This is a genomic window from Mycolicibacterium sp. CBM1 (assembly GCF_054073305.1).
In genome coordinates this window covers 134436-153444 of record NZ_JBSXPP010000011.1, presented here as the reverse complement: position 1 = coordinate 153444, position 19009 = coordinate 134436, and the positions used below count along the sequence as shown (strand labels likewise).

19 protein-coding genes are annotated in these 19009 nt (G+C 68.1%); 7 read left to right on the top strand and 12 right to left on the bottom strand.

The annotated features are described in order from the left end of the window. Positions 1 to 54: 54 nt before the first annotated feature. Positions 55 to 1512 carry an NAD-dependent succinate-semialdehyde dehydrogenase gene (locus ACXDF8_RS16325; RefSeq protein ID WP_457224307.1) on the bottom strand — a complete coding sequence of 486 codons (1458 nt, stop codon included), beginning with the start codon at positions 1510 to 1512 and terminating at the stop codon, positions 55 to 57. Positions 1513 to 1562: 50 nt separating this feature from the next. Between ACXDF8_RS16325 and pgi the strand changes: the two genes are divergently transcribed. Further along, entirely contained in the window at positions 1563 to 3212 is a 1650-nt protein-coding gene (pgi, locus tag ACXDF8_RS16320; protein WP_457224306.1) for a glucose-6-phosphate isomerase, read from the top strand. A 192-nt stretch (positions 3213 to 3404) separates the two neighbouring features. On the opposite strand, the gene ACXDF8_RS16315 is transcribed toward pgi, so the two are convergent. Genes ACXDF8_RS16315 through ACXDF8_RS16285 form a run of 7 tightly spaced genes read right to left on the bottom strand, consistent with a single transcriptional unit; the run spans position 3405 to position 10974 of the window. Further along, complete coding sequence (locus ACXDF8_RS16315; RefSeq protein WP_457224305.1) at positions 3405 to 4154, bottom strand: SDR family oxidoreductase; 750 nt, start codon at positions 4152 to 4154, stop codon at positions 3405 to 3407. 28 nt (positions 4155 to 4182) lie between these two features. After that, on the bottom strand, positions 4183 to 5037 hold the full coding sequence (locus ACXDF8_RS16310) for an Fpg/Nei family DNA glycosylase (protein WP_457224304.1): 855 nt from the start codon (positions 5035 to 5037) through the stop codon (positions 4183 to 4185). 23 nt (positions 5038 to 5060) lie between these two features. Then, positions 5061 to 5453: a phage holin family protein gene (locus ACXDF8_RS16305; RefSeq protein ID WP_457224303.1), complete on the bottom strand. Its 393-nt coding sequence runs from the start codon at positions 5451 to 5453 to the stop codon at positions 5061 to 5063. A gap of 28 nt (positions 5454 to 5481) precedes the next feature. Next, the gene (locus ACXDF8_RS16300; protein ID WP_457224302.1) at positions 5482 to 6708 is read right to left on the bottom strand and encodes an alpha/beta hydrolase family protein; all 1227 of its coding nucleotides are present in this window, start codon (positions 6706 to 6708) and stop codon (positions 5482 to 5484) included. 21 nt (positions 6709 to 6729) lie between these two features. Further along, on the bottom strand, positions 6730 to 7464 hold the full coding sequence (cobF, locus tag ACXDF8_RS16295; protein WP_457224301.1) for a precorrin-6A synthase (deacetylating): 735 nt from the start codon (positions 7462 to 7464) through the stop codon (positions 6730 to 6732). A 10-nt stretch (positions 7465 to 7474) separates the two neighbouring features. Next, the gene (locus tag ACXDF8_RS16290; RefSeq protein ID WP_457224300.1) at positions 7475 to 8638 is read right to left on the bottom strand and encodes an MFS transporter; all 1164 of its coding nucleotides are present in this window, start codon (positions 8636 to 8638) and stop codon (positions 7475 to 7477) included. Then, the gene (locus ACXDF8_RS16285; protein ID WP_457224299.1) at positions 8635 to 10974 is read right to left on the bottom strand and encodes a heavy metal translocating P-type ATPase; all 2340 of its coding nucleotides are present in this window, start codon (positions 10972 to 10974) and stop codon (positions 8635 to 8637) included. The genes ACXDF8_RS16290 and ACXDF8_RS16285 overlap by 4 nt, the downstream gene beginning before the upstream one ends. An 86-nt stretch (positions 10975 to 11060) precedes the next feature. On the opposite strand from ACXDF8_RS16285, the gene ACXDF8_RS16280 reads away from it, so the two are divergent. Further along, positions 11061 to 11555: a DUF2231 domain-containing protein gene (locus ACXDF8_RS16280; RefSeq protein WP_457224298.1), complete on the top strand. Its 495-nt coding sequence runs from the start codon at positions 11061 to 11063 to the stop codon at positions 11553 to 11555. Positions 11556 to 11567: 12 nt separating this feature from the next. Here the strand turns inward: ACXDF8_RS16280 and ACXDF8_RS16275 are convergent, their stop codons facing one another. Together ACXDF8_RS16275 and ACXDF8_RS16270 are read right to left on the bottom strand one after the other, a co-directional pair. Further along, on the bottom strand, positions 11568 to 12449 hold the full coding sequence (locus tag ACXDF8_RS16275) for a M48 family metalloprotease (RefSeq protein ID WP_457224297.1): 882 nt from the start codon (positions 12447 to 12449) through the stop codon (positions 11568 to 11570). Continuing rightward, positions 12446 to 12823, bottom strand: a complete 378-nt coding sequence (locus ACXDF8_RS16270) for a BlaI/MecI/CopY family transcriptional regulator (RefSeq protein WP_457224296.1) — start codon at positions 12821 to 12823, stop codon at positions 12446 to 12448. Before ACXDF8_RS16270 ends, ACXDF8_RS16275 begins: the two co-directional genes overlap by 4 nt. Before the next feature lie 217 nt (positions 12824 to 13040). On the opposite strand from ACXDF8_RS16270, the gene ACXDF8_RS16265 reads away from it, so the two are divergent. Further along, positions 13041 to 13907 (top strand): TIGR03619 family F420-dependent LLM class oxidoreductase, encoded by an 867-nt coding sequence (locus ACXDF8_RS16265; RefSeq protein ID WP_457224295.1) that lies wholly within the window; start codon positions 13041 to 13043, stop codon positions 13905 to 13907. 3 nt (positions 13908 to 13910) lie between these two features. Here ACXDF8_RS16265 and ACXDF8_RS16260 read toward each other — a convergent pair whose 3' ends face one another. Beyond that, entirely contained in the window at positions 13911 to 14711 is an 801-nt protein-coding gene (locus ACXDF8_RS16260; protein WP_457224294.1) for an enoyl-CoA hydratase/isomerase family protein, read from the bottom strand. Between the two features lie 43 nt (positions 14712 to 14754). On the opposite strand from ACXDF8_RS16260, the gene ACXDF8_RS16255 reads away from it, so the two are divergent. After that, a complete protein-coding gene (locus ACXDF8_RS16255; RefSeq protein WP_457224293.1) occupies positions 14755 to 15183 on the top strand; it encodes a type II toxin-antitoxin system Rv0910 family toxin in 429 nt (142 codons plus the stop codon). A 112-nt stretch (positions 15184 to 15295) separates the two neighbouring features. After that, positions 15296 to 17167 (top strand): propionyl-CoA synthetase, encoded by a 1872-nt coding sequence (locus ACXDF8_RS16250; protein ID WP_457224292.1) that lies wholly within the window; start codon positions 15296 to 15298, stop codon positions 17165 to 17167. On the opposite strand, the gene ACXDF8_RS16245 is transcribed toward ACXDF8_RS16250, so the two are convergent. Further along, positions 17164 to 17325 (bottom strand): helix-turn-helix domain-containing protein, encoded by a 162-nt coding sequence (locus ACXDF8_RS16245; protein WP_457224291.1) that lies wholly within the window; start codon positions 17323 to 17325, stop codon positions 17164 to 17166. The two genes, ACXDF8_RS16250 and ACXDF8_RS16245, sit on opposite strands and share 4 nt — an antisense overlap. Between ACXDF8_RS16245 and ACXDF8_RS16240 the strand changes: the two genes are divergently transcribed. Next, a complete protein-coding gene (locus ACXDF8_RS16240) occupies positions 17302 to 17571 on the top strand; it encodes a phosphatase PAP2 family protein (protein ID WP_457224290.1) in 270 nt (89 codons plus the stop codon). The two genes, ACXDF8_RS16245 and ACXDF8_RS16240, sit on opposite strands and share 24 nt — an antisense overlap. 93 nt (positions 17572 to 17664) lie before the next feature. Next, a complete protein-coding gene (locus ACXDF8_RS16235; RefSeq protein ID WP_457224289.1) occupies positions 17665 to 19002 on the top strand; it encodes an HNH endonuclease signature motif containing protein in 1338 nt (445 codons plus the stop codon). Positions 19003 to 19009: the final 7 nt, after the last annotated feature.

The following is a 19009-nucleotide window of genomic DNA, read 5'->3' as shown; positions in this document are numbered from 1 at the left end:
CGACTAGATACCCCATGCTTGCAATTGCAAGCATGGGGTAGGCCACAGCTAGCGTCAGTTGGTCAGCGCGATGTACTTGGTGTCGAGGTACTCCTCGATGCCCTCGTAGCCGCCTTCACGCCCGAATCCGGACTCCTTCACCCCACCGAACGGGGCTGCCGGGTCGGAGATCACCCCGCGGTTCACGCCCACCATGCCGGACTCGATCGCCTCGGCCACCCGCAGCGCCCGGTCGAGGGACTCGGTGTAGATGTAGGACGCGAGACCGTATTCGGTGTTGTTGGCCGCGGCCACGCCCTCTTCCTCGGTGTCGAAGCCGATGATCGGGGCGACCGGCCCGAAGACCTCTTCGGTGAGGATCCGGGCGTTCGGCGGGACGTCGGTGAGCACCGTGGCCGGGTAGAAGTTGCCCGGCCCACCGGGAGCCTGACCGCCCAAAGCGACCTTCGCTCCCTTATTCACGGCGTCGTCGACGAGTTCCTGGACCTTGGCCAGCTGCTTGGTGTTGACCAGCGGGCCGAGCTTGGCCGAGGGGTCCAGGCCGTTACCCAGATTGACCTCGCCCATGCGCTTGACGAACTTGTCGGTGAACTCCTCGATGACGGCGTTGGCGACGTGCAGGCGATTCGCTGCGGTGCAGGCCTCGCCGCCGTTGCGCATCTTGGCCAGCATCGCGCCTTCCACCGCGGCGTCGACGTCGGCGTCGTCGAAGACGACGAACGGCGCATTGCCGCCGAGTTCCATCGAGGTGCGCAGCAGCTTGTCGGCGGACTGGGCGACCAGGGCCTTGCCGACTCCGGTCGAGCCGGTGAAGGTGAGCTTGCGCAGCCGGCCGTCGTCGATCAGCGCCTTGGTGACGTCGCCGGGATGGCTGGTCGGCAGCACCGAGAGCACACCCTTGGGCAGGCCAGCCTCGTCCATCAGCTTGGCCAGCAGCAGCATGGTCAGCGGCGTCTCCTGGGCCGGCTTGACGATCATGGTGCAGCCGGCGGCGAATGCGGGCCCGATCTTGCGGGTGCCCATCGCCAGGGGGAAGTTCCACGGGGTGATGGCGTAGCAGGGGCCGACGGGCTGCTTGGTGACGATGATGCGGCCCGTGCCGGCCGGCGAGGGCGTGTAGCGGCCGCCGATGCGCACCGCCTCCTCGGCGAACCAGCGGAAGAACTCGGCGCCGTACTTCACCTCGCCCATGCTTTCCGCGACGACCTTGCCCATCTCCAGTGTCATCAGCGTCGCGAGGTCGTCGGCCTTGGCGATGATGGTCTCGAACACCGAGCGCAGGATCTCCCCGCGCTCGCGGGCCGGGGTGGCGGCCCAGCTGGCCTGCACTGCGCACGCGGCGTCGAGTGCGGCGACGGCGTCGGCAGCGGTCGCGTCGGCCACCGTGGTGATGACGGTGTCGTTCGACGGGTCGTAGACCTCGAACGTCGATGAGCCGGCCCGCTCCTCACCACCGATCCACAGTCCGGTCGGAACCGACGACAACAGCCGTTCAATGTCTGGGGTGCTCATGCCTCCATCATGTACACCTTTGGACATCTCGTCACACTAGGGTCGACGGAATGACTGGAGACATTTCCGCCACGCCGGAATGGAACGCACTGCGTCGCCACCATGACCAGATCGCCGGGAAACAGCTCCGCGAACTCTTCGCCGAGGATCCCGCCCGCGGCAGCGAACTCACCCTGACCGTCGGCGACCTCTACATCGACTACAGCAAGCACCGGGTGACCCGCGAGACGCTGGGCCTTCTGGTGGATCTGGCCCGCGCCGCGCACCTTGAGGAGCGCCGCGACGCCATGCTGTCCGGGGAACACATCAACACCTCCGAGAACCGCGCCGTGCTGCACACCGCCCTGCGGCTGCCGCGTGACGCCGAGCTGGAGGTCGACGGTCAGGACGTCGTCGCCGACGTGCACGAGGTGCTCGACGCGATGGGCTCCTTCACCGACAAGCTGCGCAGCGGCGAGTGGACCGGCGCCACCGGCGAACGGATCACAACCGTGGTGAACATCGGCATCGGCGGCTCGGATCTGGGCCCGGTGATGGTGTACCAGGCGCTGCGCCACTACGCCGACGCCGGCATCTCGGCGCGGTTCGTCTCCAACGTCGACCCAGCCGACCTGGTAGCCAAGCTCGACGGACTCGATCCGGCCACAACGCTTTTCATCATCGCTTCCAAGACGTTCTCGACGTTGGAGACACTGACCAACGCCACCGCCGCGCGCCGCTGGCTGACTGACGCCCTCGGTGATGCCGCGGTGGCGAAGCATTTCGTCGCGGTGTCGACCAACGCCAAGCTGGTCGACGGCTTCGGGATCGACACGGCCAACATGTTCGGGTTCTGGGACTGGGTCGGCGGCCGCTACTCGGTGGACTCGGCGATCGGCCTGTCGGTGATGGCGGTGATCGGCAAGGAGGCGTTCGCCGACTTCCTGTCCGGCTTCCACATCGTCGACCGCCACTTCGCGACCGCACCGCTGGAATCCAACGCGCCGGCTCTGCTCGGCCTCATCGGGCTGTGGTACTCCGACTTCTTCGGCGCCGAGACCCGCGCGGTGCTGCCGTATTCCAACGATCTGTCCCGCTTCGCGGCGTATCTGCAGCAGCTGACGATGGAGTCGAACGGAAAGTCGGTGAAGGCCGACGGGACCGCTGTAACAACCCCGACGGGCGAGATCTTCTGGGGCGAGCCGGGAACCAACGGCCAGCACGCCTTCTATCAGTTGCTGCATCAGGGCACCCGGCTGGTGCCGGCGGACTTCATCGGGTTTTCCGAGCCCACCGACGACCTGCCGACGGCCGACGGAACCGGCAGCATGCACGACCTGTTGATGAGTAACTTCTTCGCCCAGACCCAGGTGCTGGCGTTCGGCAAGACGGCCGAGGAGATCGCGGCCGAGGGCACCCCCGCTGATGTGGTGCCGCATAAGGTGATGCCGGGCAACCGGCCGTCCACGTCGATCCTCGCGAACCGGCTGACCCCGTCGGTGGTGGGTCAGCTGATCGCGCTCTATGAACATCAGGTGTTCACCGAGGGCGTGATCTGGGGTATCGACTCGTTCGACCAGTGGGGTGTGGAGCTGGGCAAGACCCAGGCCAAGGCGCTGCTCGGGGTGATCACGAGCGACGGCTCGCCGCCGGAGCAGACCGACAGCTCGACCGACGAGCTGGTGCGCCGCTACCGGCAGGCACGCGGCCGGGTTCGCTGAGCCGCCAGGCGAAGCGAGGCCCGGCCAACAACCGAGCCGGGTTCGCTGAGCCGCCAGGCGAAGCGAGGCCCGGCCAACAACCGAGCCGGGTTCGCTGAGCCGCCAGGCGAAGCGAGGCCCGGCCAACAACCGAGCCGGGTTCGCTGAGCCGCCAGGCGAAGCGAGGCCCGGCCAACAACCGAGCCGGGTTCGCTAGGCGAACGGCTTGGTAAACCGCGGCGGCAGCACCTTGAGCAAGGCCACCAGCGGGATCCACGGCCACCCCGGGACGATGGCCCGACCCTTCTCGCGTTCGATAGCGTCGACGATCTGGCGGACACCGGTCTCGTTGTCGACCATCAGCATGGTGCTGTTCGACTTCGCGGTCATCTCCGACTCGATGTAGCCGGGCTCGATGACGGTGACTTTGATTGGGCCCGAGGAGTATTCGCCCCGCAATGATGCGCCTAGCGACGAGACACCAGCCTTGCTGGCCGCGTAGGCGACCTTGACGCCGGGGACGCCCTTGTTGCCGAGCACGCTGGAGATCAGCACCAGATGCCCGGAGCCGGCCGCTTTGAACATCTCCAGCGCCGTCTCGGTCTGCACCAGCGCGGCGACGAGGTTGGTGTCGATGGTGGCCTTGTTGGCCCACAGCTTGCCCGACCCGAGTGGCGCTCCCTTGCCGATTCCGGCGTTGACGATCACCCGGTCGAGGCCGCCGAGTTCGTCGGCCAGCGCGGCGAACACCTTGGGCACCTGCTCGTGATCGGTGACGTCGAGGACCGCGACGGCGACGGTGATGTGCGGATAGCGCTGCGTGAGTTCGGCCTTGAGCTCATCGAGGCGGTCCCCCCGGCGCGCGCACAGCGCCAGGTCGCGGCCCTTGGCGGCGAACGCGCGGGCCATACCCGCCCCGAGTCCGGAACTCGCACCGGTGATGAGGATCTTCTGCCGGGTCATCCGGGCAGCTTAACGCCAGGCCGGACGGCTACTTCAGCAGCTTCGACATGCGCCGGTCGGCCAGTACCTTGCCGCCGGTCTGGCAGGTGGGGCAGTACTGGAACGACTTGTCGACGAAGGACACCTCGCGCACCGTGTCCCCGCAGACCGGGCACGGCAGTCCGGTGCGGGCGTGTACGCGCAGCCCGGATCGCTTCTCCCCCTTCAGCGTCGCGGCTTGCTGACCCACCGAGCGTTGCACCGCGTCGGAGAGCACCGAGACCATCGCGTCGTGCAGGGCGTCCAGCTGTGCGGCGGTGAGCTTGTTGGCGGTCGCGAACGGCGAGAGTTTCGCCACATGCAGGATCTCGTCGCTGTAGGCGTTGCCGATGCCGGCGATGACCTTCTGGTCGGTGATCACCGTCTTGATGCGTCCGCTGTGCGGTGCGAGGATGTGCGCCAGTTGCCCGGGGGTGATCTCCAGTGCGTCGGGTCCGAGGGTGGCGATGCCGGGCACCTTGGCGGGGTCGTCGACGATCCACACCGCCAGCCGCTTCTGGGTGCCGGCCTCGGTCAGGTCGAAACCTTCGCCACCGCCGAGGTGCACGCGCAAGGCAATGGGCCCCTTGCCGGGTTTGAGTGGGGCGGGGGCGAGTTTGTCCGACCACCGCAGCCAGCCGGCGCGCGACAGATGGGTGATCAGGTACAGGTCTCCCACCTGGAGTCCGAGATATTTGGCCCAGCGGTGCGCGCCGTTGACGGTCACTCCGTGCAGGGCCGACGTCGGCGGGTCGAAGGTCTTGAGTGCCGAGAGTGCGCCGATGTCGACCCGCTCGACGGTTTTCCCGACGGCGTGCCGGCGCAGGTGGTCGGCGAGGGCCTCGACTTCGGGCAGTTCAGGCATGTCCTCAGGCTAGCCGCGCAGCGTCATACCCGGTCGGCACTGCGAAATGCCAATGACAGCACCCAGCTGACGATTGACAGGACGATGGCGGCCCACACCGCGGTCCACCAGAAATTGTCGATCTGCAATCCCCAGTGCGTGGTGCGCTCGGTGATACCCGCCGTAATCCACAGCATCAGCGCATTGATGACGATGTGGATCAGCCCGAGCGTCAGGATGTACAGCGGCAGGGCGAGGAACTGCACGATCGGTTTGATGATCGCGTTCACCACTCCGAAGATGACGGCGACCACCAGGACGATGCCGGCCCGCTGCAGACCTGTCTGGCCCCCGACGAAGCTGATGCCGGGCACGAGCAGGGTGACGACCCAGAGTGCCAGTCCGGTCACCGCGGCACGAAGGAGGAAGGGTCCCATGCCTTGATCCTCCCAGACCGGACGGCGGTCAGGACGGTGACGCGAGCATCTGGTCGAGCCAGTCGAAGATCACCGCGTTGGACAGGGTGAGGTTGGCCAGCTGACAGTGGGTGTCCGCGCCCTCCTCGCCGGTGAAGGTCCGGCCGGTGACGGGTCCGCCGGCGCGACGACAGAACTCCTGGTATTGGCGGATCGGTTCGCTGCCTTCGCCGGTGCCGACGAGCGCCAGCGCCGGGCAGCGGATCTGCACCGGGTCGACGGTGAACTCCCGCAGATAGGCGAATGTTGCCAGAAAGGTGTCCTGGCCGAAACGGCGGATCAGCGAGCGCGACATCTCCTTGATCGTGGGTGGCATCTCCTCGTCGGGAATCTCGTCGATGTCGGCCGCGCTGAAATCGTCCTCCGCTGTCAGCACCTCTTCGGGGTCGCCGCCGAGGCCGGCGACGAACGCCACCATGTAGGCGCGCAGATCGATGACCGGTGAATTAGCCACCAGCGCAGCCACTCTGGTGTCGTGCGCCGCGGCGCGCGACGCGAAGTAGCCACCGAAGCTGATGCCGAGCAGGGCCAGCCTGCGCGGGTCGACGCCGGGTCGGTCGAGCGCCAGGTCGATCCAGGGCGACACCCAGGTCTCGGTGTCACCGACGAAGTGGGTGTCGGCTTCGGTTCGGGTGGTGTCCATCTGGCCGGGCCCGCAGATCAGCATCACGTTCCAGCCGCGCTGCCGGGCCGCCACGCCCACCTGGAAGTAGGTCTCCTCCAGTGTGCCGTCGAATCCGCTTGTCGCGAGCAGAGTTCCACGCGCGTTCGGTGTGCCGAACCAGTAGCCGGGCAGTCGCTGACCGTGCCAGGTCAGCCACAACTGCTCCATCTCGATATCGTCGCGCTCCATCGCTGCCAGGAAGGCGGCCCGGCTGGCCAGGCCGAGCTGCACATGGACCTCCGTTCCGAACGGCGCGAAGTACTCGGCGCTGCGAAAACTGTTGGCCGCGTGCAGGTAACGGTCACGCGCGCTGACGAGGTGGCCGGCTGCCGCGCGCGCGTCGGCGTCGGCACGCTGACGTTCGGCTAGGTCGGCGAACGCCGCACTCCACAGCCGGGCGCCACCATCGCGAATCTGCGCCGCCACCGCCAGGCACTCCCCCACCGACGCGCCACCGTAGACGGCAGAGCCGAGTTGGCGGAGCAACTGGAAGTCGAGCTCGGGATCGTCGAATCCGGCAACTCTGGTTGTGCTGCGTAGTGTTTCACCCACCCGCACGACGGTAGCCGACTACTACTCCCGCAGCAGGTAAGTGTCCATAATCCAGCCGTGGCGCGCGCGAGCGTCGGCCCGCAGCTGCGCGATCCGCTCGCCGACCTCACCGACAGTGCCCGACATCAGCAGCTCGTCGGGCGTTCCGAGGTAGGCACCCCACCAGATCCGGGTCTGCGGCGGGCAACCCAGGAACGAGCAGTCGCCGTCGAGCATGACCACCGCCGTCCCTGTCACGCCGCTGGCCCGCAGTTGACGTCCGGTGGTGATGAGGACCGGCTCGCCGACGTCGTTGAGCGGGATGCGGTGTCGTGCGGTCAGCGCCTGCACCGCGGTGACGCCGGGGATGACGTCGAAGGTGAACTCGACATGCTCGGTCACCTGGTCGAGGATGCGCAGTGTGCTGTCGTACAGCGAGGGATCTCCCCACGCCAGGAAGGCGCCGACACCGTCCGGGCCCAGTTCGGTTTCGATGGCCTGGGCCCACAGCCGAGCGCGGGCGGTGTGCCACTCGGCGACAGCCTGGCCGTAGTCGCCGTCGGCGGCGCGTTTCGGGTCCGGCAGTTCGACGAACCGGTAACCGGGCTCGGCGATGAACTGCCGGCAGATCTGCCGTCGCAGCGCGACGAGGTCGCTCTTGGCTTCGCCCTTGTCCATCGCGAAGAACACATCGGTGTCGTTGAGCGCGCGAACCGCTTGGGCCGTGACGTAATCGGGATCGCCGGCTCCGATGCCGATGACGTGGATGGCGCGCATGCCGGTGAGCCTATCGAGGTCGCCGAATGGCCAATGGAACCAGGAGCACCACCGCGAAGAAGGCGCCCGCCGCACCGGAGATCAGCAGCGGCAGGTGGCCGTCGGCGCCCCACAGCAGTCCCGCCCACACGCCGGCGACCAGAACCGCGATCCCGGTGGCACCCTGGAACACGCCTTGGGCGCCGGCCTGGTGGTCGGTGCCCGCGAGCGAGGAGATCCACGCCTTACCGACTCCGTCGGTGCATGCGGTGAACAATCCGTAGGCCGCCAGCAGCAGCCACGCGGTGACAGTGTCGGTGGTCAGGCCCAGTCCGATGTAGCCGACAGCGAAGAACACCAGCCCGATGCCGAACACGGCCGAGCGGGGCAGTCGGTCGGCCAGCACCCCGGCCGGGAAGCTGCCGAGCGCGTACACCAGGTTGTAGCCGACGTAGGCCAGGATCACCCCGACGACGCTGAAGCCGATCTCGTTGAGCCGCAACAACAACAGCGCATCGGGGAAGTTGACGACACCGAAGGCGACCAGCAGCGCGGTCACCCGCCAGTAGCGTCGTGGCAGTTCCCGCAGCCCGCGGAACACCGGTTGGCGTTCGGGCCGGGGGCCGGTCTTGGGGCGTTCGCGCACCAACACGACCAGCAGCACGGACAGCACCGCGGGGATGATCGCGATGTAAAGCAGCGGCGGGATCCGATGGTCCAGCAGTTCATAGCCGACGAGCCCGAGCAGCGGACCGACCACCGCCCCCAGGGTGTCCATCGCCCGGTGGAAACCGAACACCTTGCCGCGCGCGGACGCATCGATTCCCTCGACCAGCAGCGCGTCGCGGGGTGCGCCGCGGATGCCCTTGCCGAGGCGGTCGACGACCCGGCCGGCGAGCACCCCGGACCATGCGCCCGCGACGGCGATGATGATCTTGCCCAGCGCGGCCATGCCGTAGCCGGTGGCGATCAGCGGACGTTTGGTGAACCGGTCACCGAGTGGCCCGGCCACGAGCTTGGTCAGCGAGGCGGCGCCCTCCGCAGCACCCTCGATGGCGCCCACCACCGACGGCGGCGCGCCGAGTACGGCCGTGAGGTAGATCGGCAGCAGCGGATAGAGCAGCTCGCTGGCGGCGTCCTGCAGGAACGACACCGCCGAGAGCACCCGGACGTTTCGGGTCAGCCAGGACCTCACGTCTGGTCCGTGCCGTCGAGAAAAGCCGGCGCGAGCACGAAGAAGTTCTCCTCCTCCTGCACGAAGTGCAGACGCAACAGGGCATACAGGCCGTAGAGGCAGGCCAGCAGGTCGTCGCTCTGTTCGGGTCGCACCGCGCCGGCGGCGTCGGCCAGTTCCCGATGAGTGTGCAATCGCTGGGCCAGTCGGTGGATCTCGGCGTGCATCCGGCTCATGGTCGCGGTGGCTTCGCCGCTACCCAGCGGCCGGGCCAGCGCCGGATACAGCGCACTGTCTTCGGCCTCCTCGTGCGGCAGCAGAGTGTCCTGGAGGAACGCGTCGGCCGCGCGTAGCGACAACAGCGCACCGTCGAGCGATCCCGAGGCGATCTGGTGTGCGGCATCGCGTAGGACCGCAAGGTCGTCGCGCATCTGATCGTGCTCGGCGGAGAACCGCGCGACCAGCGCTTCGCCGTCTCGGCTCAGCGGCGGCGGCCCGCCGCGGTCGCCGCCGAGTGCGCGCAGGGCGTTGAGGATCACCGCCAGATCGATGCCTTCCTGCAGTAGTGCACCCGCGGCGGGCGGCAACCAGCCGAACGCCGCGAATCCCATGGCGACCAGCGACAGGCTCATCCCTACCACGGCACTCTGGACGGCGATACGCCGCGAGCGGCGCGCGATGAGTTTGGCGTCGGCGATGCGGTCGAGCCGGTCGGCGGTGAGCACGATGTCGGCAGCTTCGGAGCTGGCGGTCGCCCCGCGGGCACCCATCGCGATGCCGACGTCGGCGGCGGCCAGGGCGGGCGCGTCGTTGACGCCGTCGCCGACCATCGCCGTCACGGCCCGCTCGCTTTCGGCACGCACCCGCGCGACTTTGTCGGCGGGGGTCTGTTGGGCTGCCACCTCGTCGAGACCCAGCACGATCCCGATCTGTTGGGCGGGAGCGGGCTGGTCGCCGGTGAGCATCACCAGCCGCGTCATACCGGCCTCCCGCAGCCGGCGCAGGGTGCGGGGAGCGTCCGGCCGCGGCGGGTCGGTCAGCAGGATCGCACCGGCGAGATCGTCGTCGATGCGCACCCAGGCGATCATCGCGCCGTCGAGCGAGGCGCTGGAGACCACCGCGGCCGCCCAGTGCGGCAGCTCACCGCCGAGTGTGAGATTGCCGACGCTGACCCGTTTTCCGTCGACGACCGCCGACACGCCAGTACCGGCCTCCTCGGTGGTCGAGGTCGGTACCGTCAGCGGCAGCCCACGCGCCCGCGCTTCGCGGACGATAGCGGCGGCGAGCACGTGGGGCGAGAGTTGCTCGGCCGATGCGGCCAGGGCCAGGATCTCGTCGACGGTGCGACCCGGCGCCACCACAATGTCCGTGCCGCGGGGCCGCCCGGAGGTCAGGGTTCCGGTCTTGTCCAGCACCAGTGTGGTTGCCCGGCCGAGTGTTTCGAGTGCACCACCGCCACGGACCAGCACGCCGATCCGCGAGGTCCGGGACAGTCCCGACACGATCGCGACAGGGGCCGCCAAGAGCAGCGGACACGGGGTCGCGACCACCAGCACGGCGACCGCACGTTCGGCGGTTCCGCTGAAGATCCAGGCAAGGCCGGCAACGACGAGCGCAACGGGCAGGAACCACGCCGCGACGCGGTCGGCAAGTCGCACCACGGGCGCCGATTCGGCGGCCGCCTGCCGGGCCAGCCGGACGATACCGGCGTAGGTGCTGTCCGCAGCGCTCGCCGAGGCCCGCAGTTCCAGTCCGCCCCCGGCGTTGACGCTTCCGCTGCGGAGCTGGTCGCCGCGCGTGCAGCGGACGGGCACCGATTCTCCGGTCAGTGCCGAGTCGTCGAGCACGGCCGACTCCGAGAGGACGACGCCGTCGACGGGCAACACCTCCCCAGGGCCGACCAGCACGACGTCGTCGACGACGATGTCGTCGACCCCCACCACTTCGACGCCGTCACCCCTGCGTCGGCGCGCGGTCCGCGGGACCCGGTCCAGCAGGGCCCGAAGGTCTTTGGTCGCCCGGCGTTCCGCGGCCGCGTCGAGCGCCTGTCCGGTCGCGAGCATGACGCCGATCAGCGCGCCGGCCAGATACTCCCGCACCGCCAGCGCCCCGCAGAGGGACAGCACCGCGAGGACATCCACGCCGACCCGCCCGCCGCGCACCGCTGCCACCACCCACCACAGGGCTGGCACGACTGCAGCGACCGTCCCGGCGATCCAGCAGGCGTCGGCAACCGTGGCTGCCCCCATCAGCCAGGCGACGCCGCCGGCCAGCAAGGCGGTGAACGTCACCGCCAGGAGCGCCCAGCGCGTGAACCGGCCGAGCGCGTCCGCTTCGCGCGGCGTGGCGGAATCCATATCAGTCATTGTGAACCGGCATGTCTACTACATCGTATGTAGTATTCGCAGCCGAAGCGCTGCTTCCCCGTCAGGCAGGAGTACAAGTGTCGACTTTCAACGGCCTTCCCGCGCATGTGCTGTTCGTCCACTTCATCGTCGTTCTCGCCCCACTCACAGCGATTCTCGCGATCCTGTGCGCGGTGTGGCCGGCAGCTCGGCAGCGGCTGGTGTGGCTGGTGCTGGCGCTCTCGTTGGTCACTGCCGTGCTGACGCCGCTGACCACCGAGGCCGGCGAATGGCTCGAGCACCGCGTCGAGCGCTCACCGCAGTTACACACGCACACCGAGCTGGGTGACACGATGATCTTCTTCTCGGCGGCCCTGCTCGTCGCCGCGGTGCTGCTTGCCGTCATCCACGTCAGCGAGGGACGCGGCAAGTCGGTGTCGAAGGTGCTGTCGGTAATCGTCGCCGTCTTCATCGCCGCGGCCGGAGTCGCGACGATCGTGCAGGTGTACCGCATCGGCGACTCGGGTGCGAAGGCCACCTGGGCGGACGTTCCGATGGTGCCGTCCGGGCCTGGCGGCGACGACGACGATTAGGACGCCGAATAGTCAGCCGAAGATCTGACCGGCCGACTCCCCGGCTTCCGGGGCTATCCGGTCCTGGGTCAGGTCGGCGGCGACGACGACGTTGGTGCCGAGTGCTGCGACCACCGCCGCGGTCGCGATCAACAGCCACACCCGCTGCGGCCGGGGCCGCGGCCCTTGCAGCGCATCGACCCGGCGCACCACCTCGCCGGGCTGCCCGCCGATGCCGGGCCAGCCGGCCGGAGACGCCGCCGAACACAGCAACGCCACCCGTGCGATGGCCCGCAGTGCCGTGGGCCGGTCGTCGTGCGCGGCGCGTTCGTCGGCGGCCCGCTCGGCCGCGAAGCGCACCGCGTCGGTCCACGAGGTCAGGAGTGGATTGAGCTGTGCTGCCAGCGCAACCGCCTGGATGAGCAGCGGATGCCGACCGGCGAGATGGGTCCGCTCGTGGGCGAGCACCGCGCGTAGTTCGCGGGTGTCCAGCGCCGATACCAGGGCGCTGGTGACCACCACAACGCCGCGGCGGCCCGGCACCGCGAAGGCGTCGGGTATGTCGGAGTCGACGTACAGTACGTCACCCACGCGGGCGGGGCTGCGGCGAAACAGCCGGCCAGCTCGCATGTTGAGACCGACGCACACGGCATGCCGAATACAGCTCACCAGCGTCCACGCCAGGTAACCGCCCACGGCGACACCGACGGCGCGCGCTGCAATCGGCCCCGCGTCGACGGCGATGGTCGCCAGTGCCAGCGCCGACGTCCACGTCGCCAGCGCCACCGCCACACCGGTCGCGGCCAGGACTCGGGTCAGCCACTGCGGGGTGAACAGGCCCTGCACCCGCGGCAACCACAGCGTCAACAGCGCTGCCACCGTCCAGGGCGCGACCAGCACCGCCCACAGCATCATGACGTGCTGGAATCGTTGTCGGTCAGCAGCTTTCGCAGCACCGCCTCGTCGGCGGGGTCCAGCGCGGCGACGAAGCTGGCGAGTACTCCGGCCCGGTCCGGTTCGCGCCGGCGGTGCAGCTCGTTGCGCATCCTGATCGCCGAACGAAGAGCAGGCAGTTCCTGGGCGGGTGCGGCCAGGGCATAGACGTAGGCCCGGCCACTCTTGCGCCTGGTCACCAGCTGCTTGTCGGCCAGCCGCACCAGGGCGGTCATCACCGTGGTGTGGGCCAGGTCGCCGTCGAGCTCAGCGCGCACCTCGGCGACGCTGAGCCCGGGGTGGCGCCCCAGGACGGCGATGATGGCGTCTTCGAGACTGCCGGGTTGTCTGCGCACGGGTGATCCTCCATCGACAACAATAGGCAGCCGGCACGGTCCACACCGATTCTGATACGTCACGCCCAGATTCGAAGATCGAGCGCTGATCGGCGGCCAGTCCCTCGAGCATGGAAATCGTCGGCGCGATCTGTCGGGCGTGGGGTGCGCCACCAGGCCGGAGAACGCTCTGGCCGAACCGCGTCCAGCTAGGTAGAACGCGTTCTACTATCGCGGCATGCGATTCACCTACGCCGAGGCGATGACCGATCCGGCGTTCTACATTCCGCTGGCCAAGGCGGCCGAGGCCGCCGGCTATGACGCGATGACCATCCCGGACAGCGTCGCCTATCCGTTCGAGTCCGACTCGACCTATCCCTACACCCCGGACGGGAATCGCGAGTTTCTCGACGGAAAGGCGTTCATCGAGACGTTCGTGCTGACGGCCGCGCTGGGGGCGGTGACCTCGACGCTGAAATTCAACTTCTTCGTCCTCAAACTGCCGATCCGCCCGCCGGCCCTGGTGGCCAAGCAGGCCGGGTCGCTCGCGGCGCTGATCGGCAACCGGGTGGGCCTAGGCGTCGGCACCAGTCCGTGGCCCGAGGACTACGAGTTGATGGGTGTGCCGTTCGCCAAGCGCGGCAAGCGCATGGACGAGTGCATCGACATCATCCGTGGGCTGACCAGCGGTGACTACTTCGAGTACCACGGCGAATTCTTCGACATCCCCAAGACCAAGATGACACCCGCACCGACCGAGCCGATCCCGATTCTGATCGGTGGGCACGCCGACGCGGCGCTGCGCCGGGCCGCGCGCAACGACGGCTGGATGCACGGCGGCGGCAACGAAGACCTCGACGAGCTGCTGGCCAAGCTCAAGCGCTTCCGCGAAGCGGAGGGCACCGCCGACAAAGACTTCCAGATCCACGTCATCTCGATCGACGGGTTCACCGTCGACGGCGTCAAGCGGTTGGAGGACAAGGGCGTCACCGACGTGATCGTCGGATTCCGGGTGCCCTACGTCAAAGGCCCGGACACCGAGCCACTGGACGCCAAGATCCGCAACCTGGAGTGGTTCGCCGAGAACGTCATCGCCAAGACCTAGGTCTCACAGCGGGTCCCACCTCGGCGCGCGCTTCTCGCGGTGGGCCATCGCGGCCTCACGGGGGTTGTTGGTGAACCCCGTCAGCACCTGCGTGCGGTTCTCGATCTCCTTGGCGTGCCGCAGACTCGGGGCGTCCAGCGCGGCGTTCAAGCCGGTCTTGGTCTGCCAGACTCCGAAAGCGTTGTTGGCGGCGATGTTTCGTGCCATCACCAGGGCGGCGTCGGCGAGCTGGTCGTCGGGCACCACCTCGTGCACCAGGCCGATGCGGTAGGCCTCAGCCGCATCGATGATCCGTCCGGTGAGCATCAGCTCTCGGGCGGCACCCGCGCCGACGATCTTCGGCAGTAGGTAGCTGGTCCCCATGTCCATCGAGGAGAAGCCCGCCTTGATGAACACCGACCCGAACCGCGCCGATTCCGAGGCGATCCGGATGTCGCAGTGCAGCGCGTAGGCGAGCCCGCCGCCGACGGCCACCCCGTTGACCGCGGCAATCACCGGGACAGGCAGCTCGTAGAGCCGGGTCATCTGATCGGCCAGCCGCACCTGGGCGTCGTAGGTGGTTTTGAACGGAGCACCGGCCGGTTCGGTCCACGGCTGCCCGGTGCCGCTGAGATCGGCGCCCGCGCAGAACCCGCGGCCGGCGCCGGTCAGGACGGCCACGCGGTACTGCCAGGAGCTCAACGCGTCGAGCGCCTCGTCCAGCCCGTCGAGCAGGGCGCCGTCGATTGCGTTGAGCAGGGCGGGCCGGTTCAGCGTGACCCCGGCGATGCCGTCTTCGAGTTCGGAAAATTCCACAGCGGACATTCGTGCACGTTAGCGGTGGCACGCGATGGGGTATAGGCCGCCCATGGCGACCGTCGACGTATCCGTTCCCTCCGATGTCACGCCGCAGCAAGCCTGGAAGCTGGCCTCGGATCTGGGCCGCTTCGACGAGTGGATGACGATCTTCGGGGGCTGGCGCAGTCCACTGCCCGAGCAGATCGGTGAGGGCACCGAGGTGTCGTCGCTGATCAAGGTCAAGGGCTTCCGCAACACCATCAACTGGCGCGTCACCAGCTACCACGAGCCCCATTCGATCGAGCTGGCCGGCACCGGCTGGCCAGGCATCAAGATCTACATCACCATGAAGGTGAAGGATGCCCGGGATCGCACTTGCTTTCACCTGGTCGCCGACTTCTCCGGTGGGGTGCTCAACGGTCCGGTCGGCCGGCTGGTAGCCAGGATCCTCGAGTCCGACGTCCGCATGTCCGTCACGAATCTGGCAGCGCTGGCCTGACGCGCCGCTTGGCGCAGAACTGCGTGCGTTCGGCGACAAAACCCCCGGGGCTGAGACTTGGGCCACGCCCGCGCGCTACCGTGCTCTCACCCAACGACGGGAAGGAGCCGGTATGGGCGCATATCGCAGACTGTTCGACGCCAGCGTCGCCGATCCCGCGGAGTTCTGGGCGCAGGCCGCCCGCGCGGTGACGTGGACCCGGGCACCGCAGCGGATCCTCGATGACAGCAACCCGCCGTTCTACCGGTGGTTTCCCGACGCCGAGCTGAACACCTGCGCCAACGCGCTTGACCGGCACGTCACAGGGGGTCGCGCCGGTCAAGCCGCGCTGATCTACGACTCCCCGGTAACCGGCACTAAGCGCGCATATACCTACCGCGAATTGCGGGATGAGACAGCATGTTTCGCCGGCGCCCTGCGTGATCTCGGCGTCGGCAAGGGTGACCGCGTGGTGCTCTACATGCCGATGATCCCCGAAGCGGTGATCGCCATGCTGGCATGCGCGCGCCTCGGTGCGGTGCACTCGGTGGTGTTCGGCGGATTCGCCGCTCACGAGCTGGCCACCCGGATCGACGACGCGCAGCCCGTGGTCGTGGTCTCCGCGTCGTGTGGCATCGAGCCGACGCGGGTCGTGCAGTACAAGCCCATGCTCGACCATGCCCTGGAGCTGGCCGCGCACAAGCCCGATGCGTGCGTGATCGTCCAGCGCGAGCAACAGCCGTGCGACCTGGTCGCCGGCCGGGACGTGGCCTGGACCGACGTGATGACGACCGCCTCACCCGTCGACCCGGTGCCGGTCGCCGCGACCGACCCGCTCTATGTGCTCTACACCTCGGGCACGACCGGCAAGCCGAAGGGCATCGTCCGCGACAACGGCGGCCATGCCGTCGCGTTGCTGTGGAGCATGAAGCACATCTACGACATCGAGCCCGGCGACGTGTTCTGGGCGGCCTCCGACGTCGGCTGGGTGGTCGGCCACTCCTACATCGTCTACGCGCCGCTGCTGGCCGGCGCGACGACTGTGCTGTACGAGGGAAAGCCCATCGGCACACCGGATCCCGGCGCGTTCTGGCGGGTTTGTTCCGAGTACGGGGTCAAGGCATTGTTCACTGCGCCGACCGCGATCAGGGCGATCCGCAAGGAGGATCCCGACGGCTCGCACATCGGCCGCTACGACCTGTCGGGGCTGAAGCATCTGTTCCAGGCGGGCGAGCGCCTCGATCCGGACACCTATGCGTGGGCGTCGGCGCAGCTGGGCGTGCCGGTGGTCGACCACTGGTGGCAGACCGAGACCGGCTGGGCGATTGCCGCCAATCCTGTTGGTATCGAGCAGCTTCCGCTCAAGCCCGGCTCACCGACGGTGCCGATGCCCGGGTACGACGTGCAGATTCTGCAGGTCGACGGTTCACCGTGCGCACCGGGCGAGGAAGGTGCGATCTGCATCAGCCTTCCCCTGCCGCCCGGCACGCTCCCAACGTTGTGGGACGACGACGCCCGCTACGAGGCGTCGTATCTGTGTGAGCACCCCGGCTACTACCTGACCGGCGACGGTGGCTACATCGACGACGACGGCTACCTGTTCGTGATGGGCCGCATCGACGACGTGATCAACGTTGCCGGACACCGGCTCTCGACGGGGTCGATCGAGGCGGTGTTGGCCGCGCATCCCGCGGTGGCCGAGTGCGCGGTGATCGGTGTGGCCGACGAGATCAAGGGCCAGGTACCGCGCGGTTTCGTCGTGCTCAAGGCCGGGGCGTCGGCCGAGGGGCTGGCCGAGGAACTGGTGGCCTCGGTGCGCGAGGAGATCGGTGCGGTGGCGTGTTTCCGGCTGGTCGACGTGGTGCCCGCGTTGCCGAAGACCCGGTCGGGCAAGATCCTGCGCAAGACGATGCGCGGGATCGCCCACGGCAAGGACGAGCCGATGCCGTCGACGATCGAGGACCCGGCGGTGCTGGATACGTTGCGGCCGATCCTGCAGGGCTAGTCGACGAGAGGACGGTGGTTGCGGCGATACTCGCGAGGACTCACGCCATAGGTCCGCCGGAAGGCCCAGGCGAAGTTGGACTGGTCGGAAAAGCCCCAGCCGGAAGCGATTTCGGCGATATTCGACGCAAGTACATGCATTCGTTCCCGTCTGGCCACGTCACCGCGTGCGGGACATTGCTCGGGATGATCGCGGTATGCCTCGGCACCGGACGCAGTCGAGTCGCGCAAGCAGCGCTGGCAGTTCCAGCTGTGACCGGAGTCTTGTTCGTCGCCGTCCTGGCCTTGCACAGCCGCGCCCACATCTTCACCGACGTCCTGGGCGCCATGGTTCTTGCCACGGCCATCGTGGCCGCGGGCGCGGCCGCTCTGGGTCCGCCGAAGCCCAGTCGTGTGCGGACATAATTGTCAAAGCTGCTCTGTGCGAGAGCTTTCCACAGATCCTGATTGATCCACAGGGCACCGATTTTAGTCGGTAGGGTGCGATAGCATTCGAACATGCGTTCTATGCTGGCGGTTCTCGACGACCTCGACGCCCTTGTCGCCGAACTCGCTGCCGCTGACCTGGACGCAGTGGAGGCGGTTCAGCGCTACCGGGTCCTCGACCGGCTCGAAATCGCTCGGCGCCGCCAGATCGCAATCAGCCACGATCACCTGGCCCGGTTGGAGCACATTCCGGGCTGCCCGCCGCCACCGATCAGCCTGGCCGACATGCTGCGGATCAGTCGCACCGAAGCCCGCCGACGGCTCAAGGATGCCGAACAGCTCGCGGCGCGCACCACACTGACCGGTGAACCACTACCGGCACTGCTACCCAAGACCTCGGCAGCCTGGCACGACGGCCTGCTCGACGCCGAGCACCTACGGGTAATCCAGAAGTTCTTCCGCGAACTGCCCGACCACGTGGGGTCCGCCGAGATCGAGAAAGCCGAACGATCGTTGGCTGAACACGCCACGAGCCTGCGTCCCGATCAACTGGAGAAAGTGGCTAGCCAACTCGCCCTGATGCTCAACCCCGATGGCAACTTCTCCGACGACGATCGCGCTCGCAAGCGCGGGTTCAGCTGGTGCGGCGGACAGCGCCCCGACGGCATGAGCGTCGGCAAACTCATCGCCAACCCCGAACTGCGCGCCATGCTCGATGCCTGGTTCGCCAAATTCGCCGCCCCCGGCATGTGCAACCCCGACGACCACACCCCCACCGTCACCACCGAACCCCCCGACCAGGTCGCCGAACGCGACGCCCGCAGCCACCCCCAACGCCAACACGACGCCCTCAGCGCCCTGGTCCGCGGACAACTCGGCAACCCCACCCTCGGCCAACACAACGGCCTCCCGGTCACCGTCATCGTCTCAGCCACCCTGCAGGACATCCAAGCCCAGACCGGACACGCCGTCACCGCCGGCGGCACCCTGCTACCGATCCCTGATGTGATCCGGATGGCTACCCACGCCTACCACTACCTCGCGCTGTTCGACAAGGCCACCGGCCAAGCGTTGTGGCTGGGTCGCAGTAAACGCATCGCCACCGGGGATCAACGAATTATGCTGCACGCCAAGGATCGTGGCTGCACGAGGCCCGGCTGCGACGCCCCCGGCTACCGCACCGAAGTCCACCACATCGACGAATGGGCCAAAGGTGGGCTGACCAACATCGACAAACTCACCCAAGCCTGCCCACCCGACCACAAACTGCTCGACGAAGGCTGGAGCACACGACAACGCGCCGACGGCACCACCGAATGGATTCCACCACCCCAACTCCCCTTCCTCGGCAGCGGCATCAACACCTACCACCACCCCGAACGATTGCTCGAAGACCGCGAAGGGCCCTGAGCCTGTC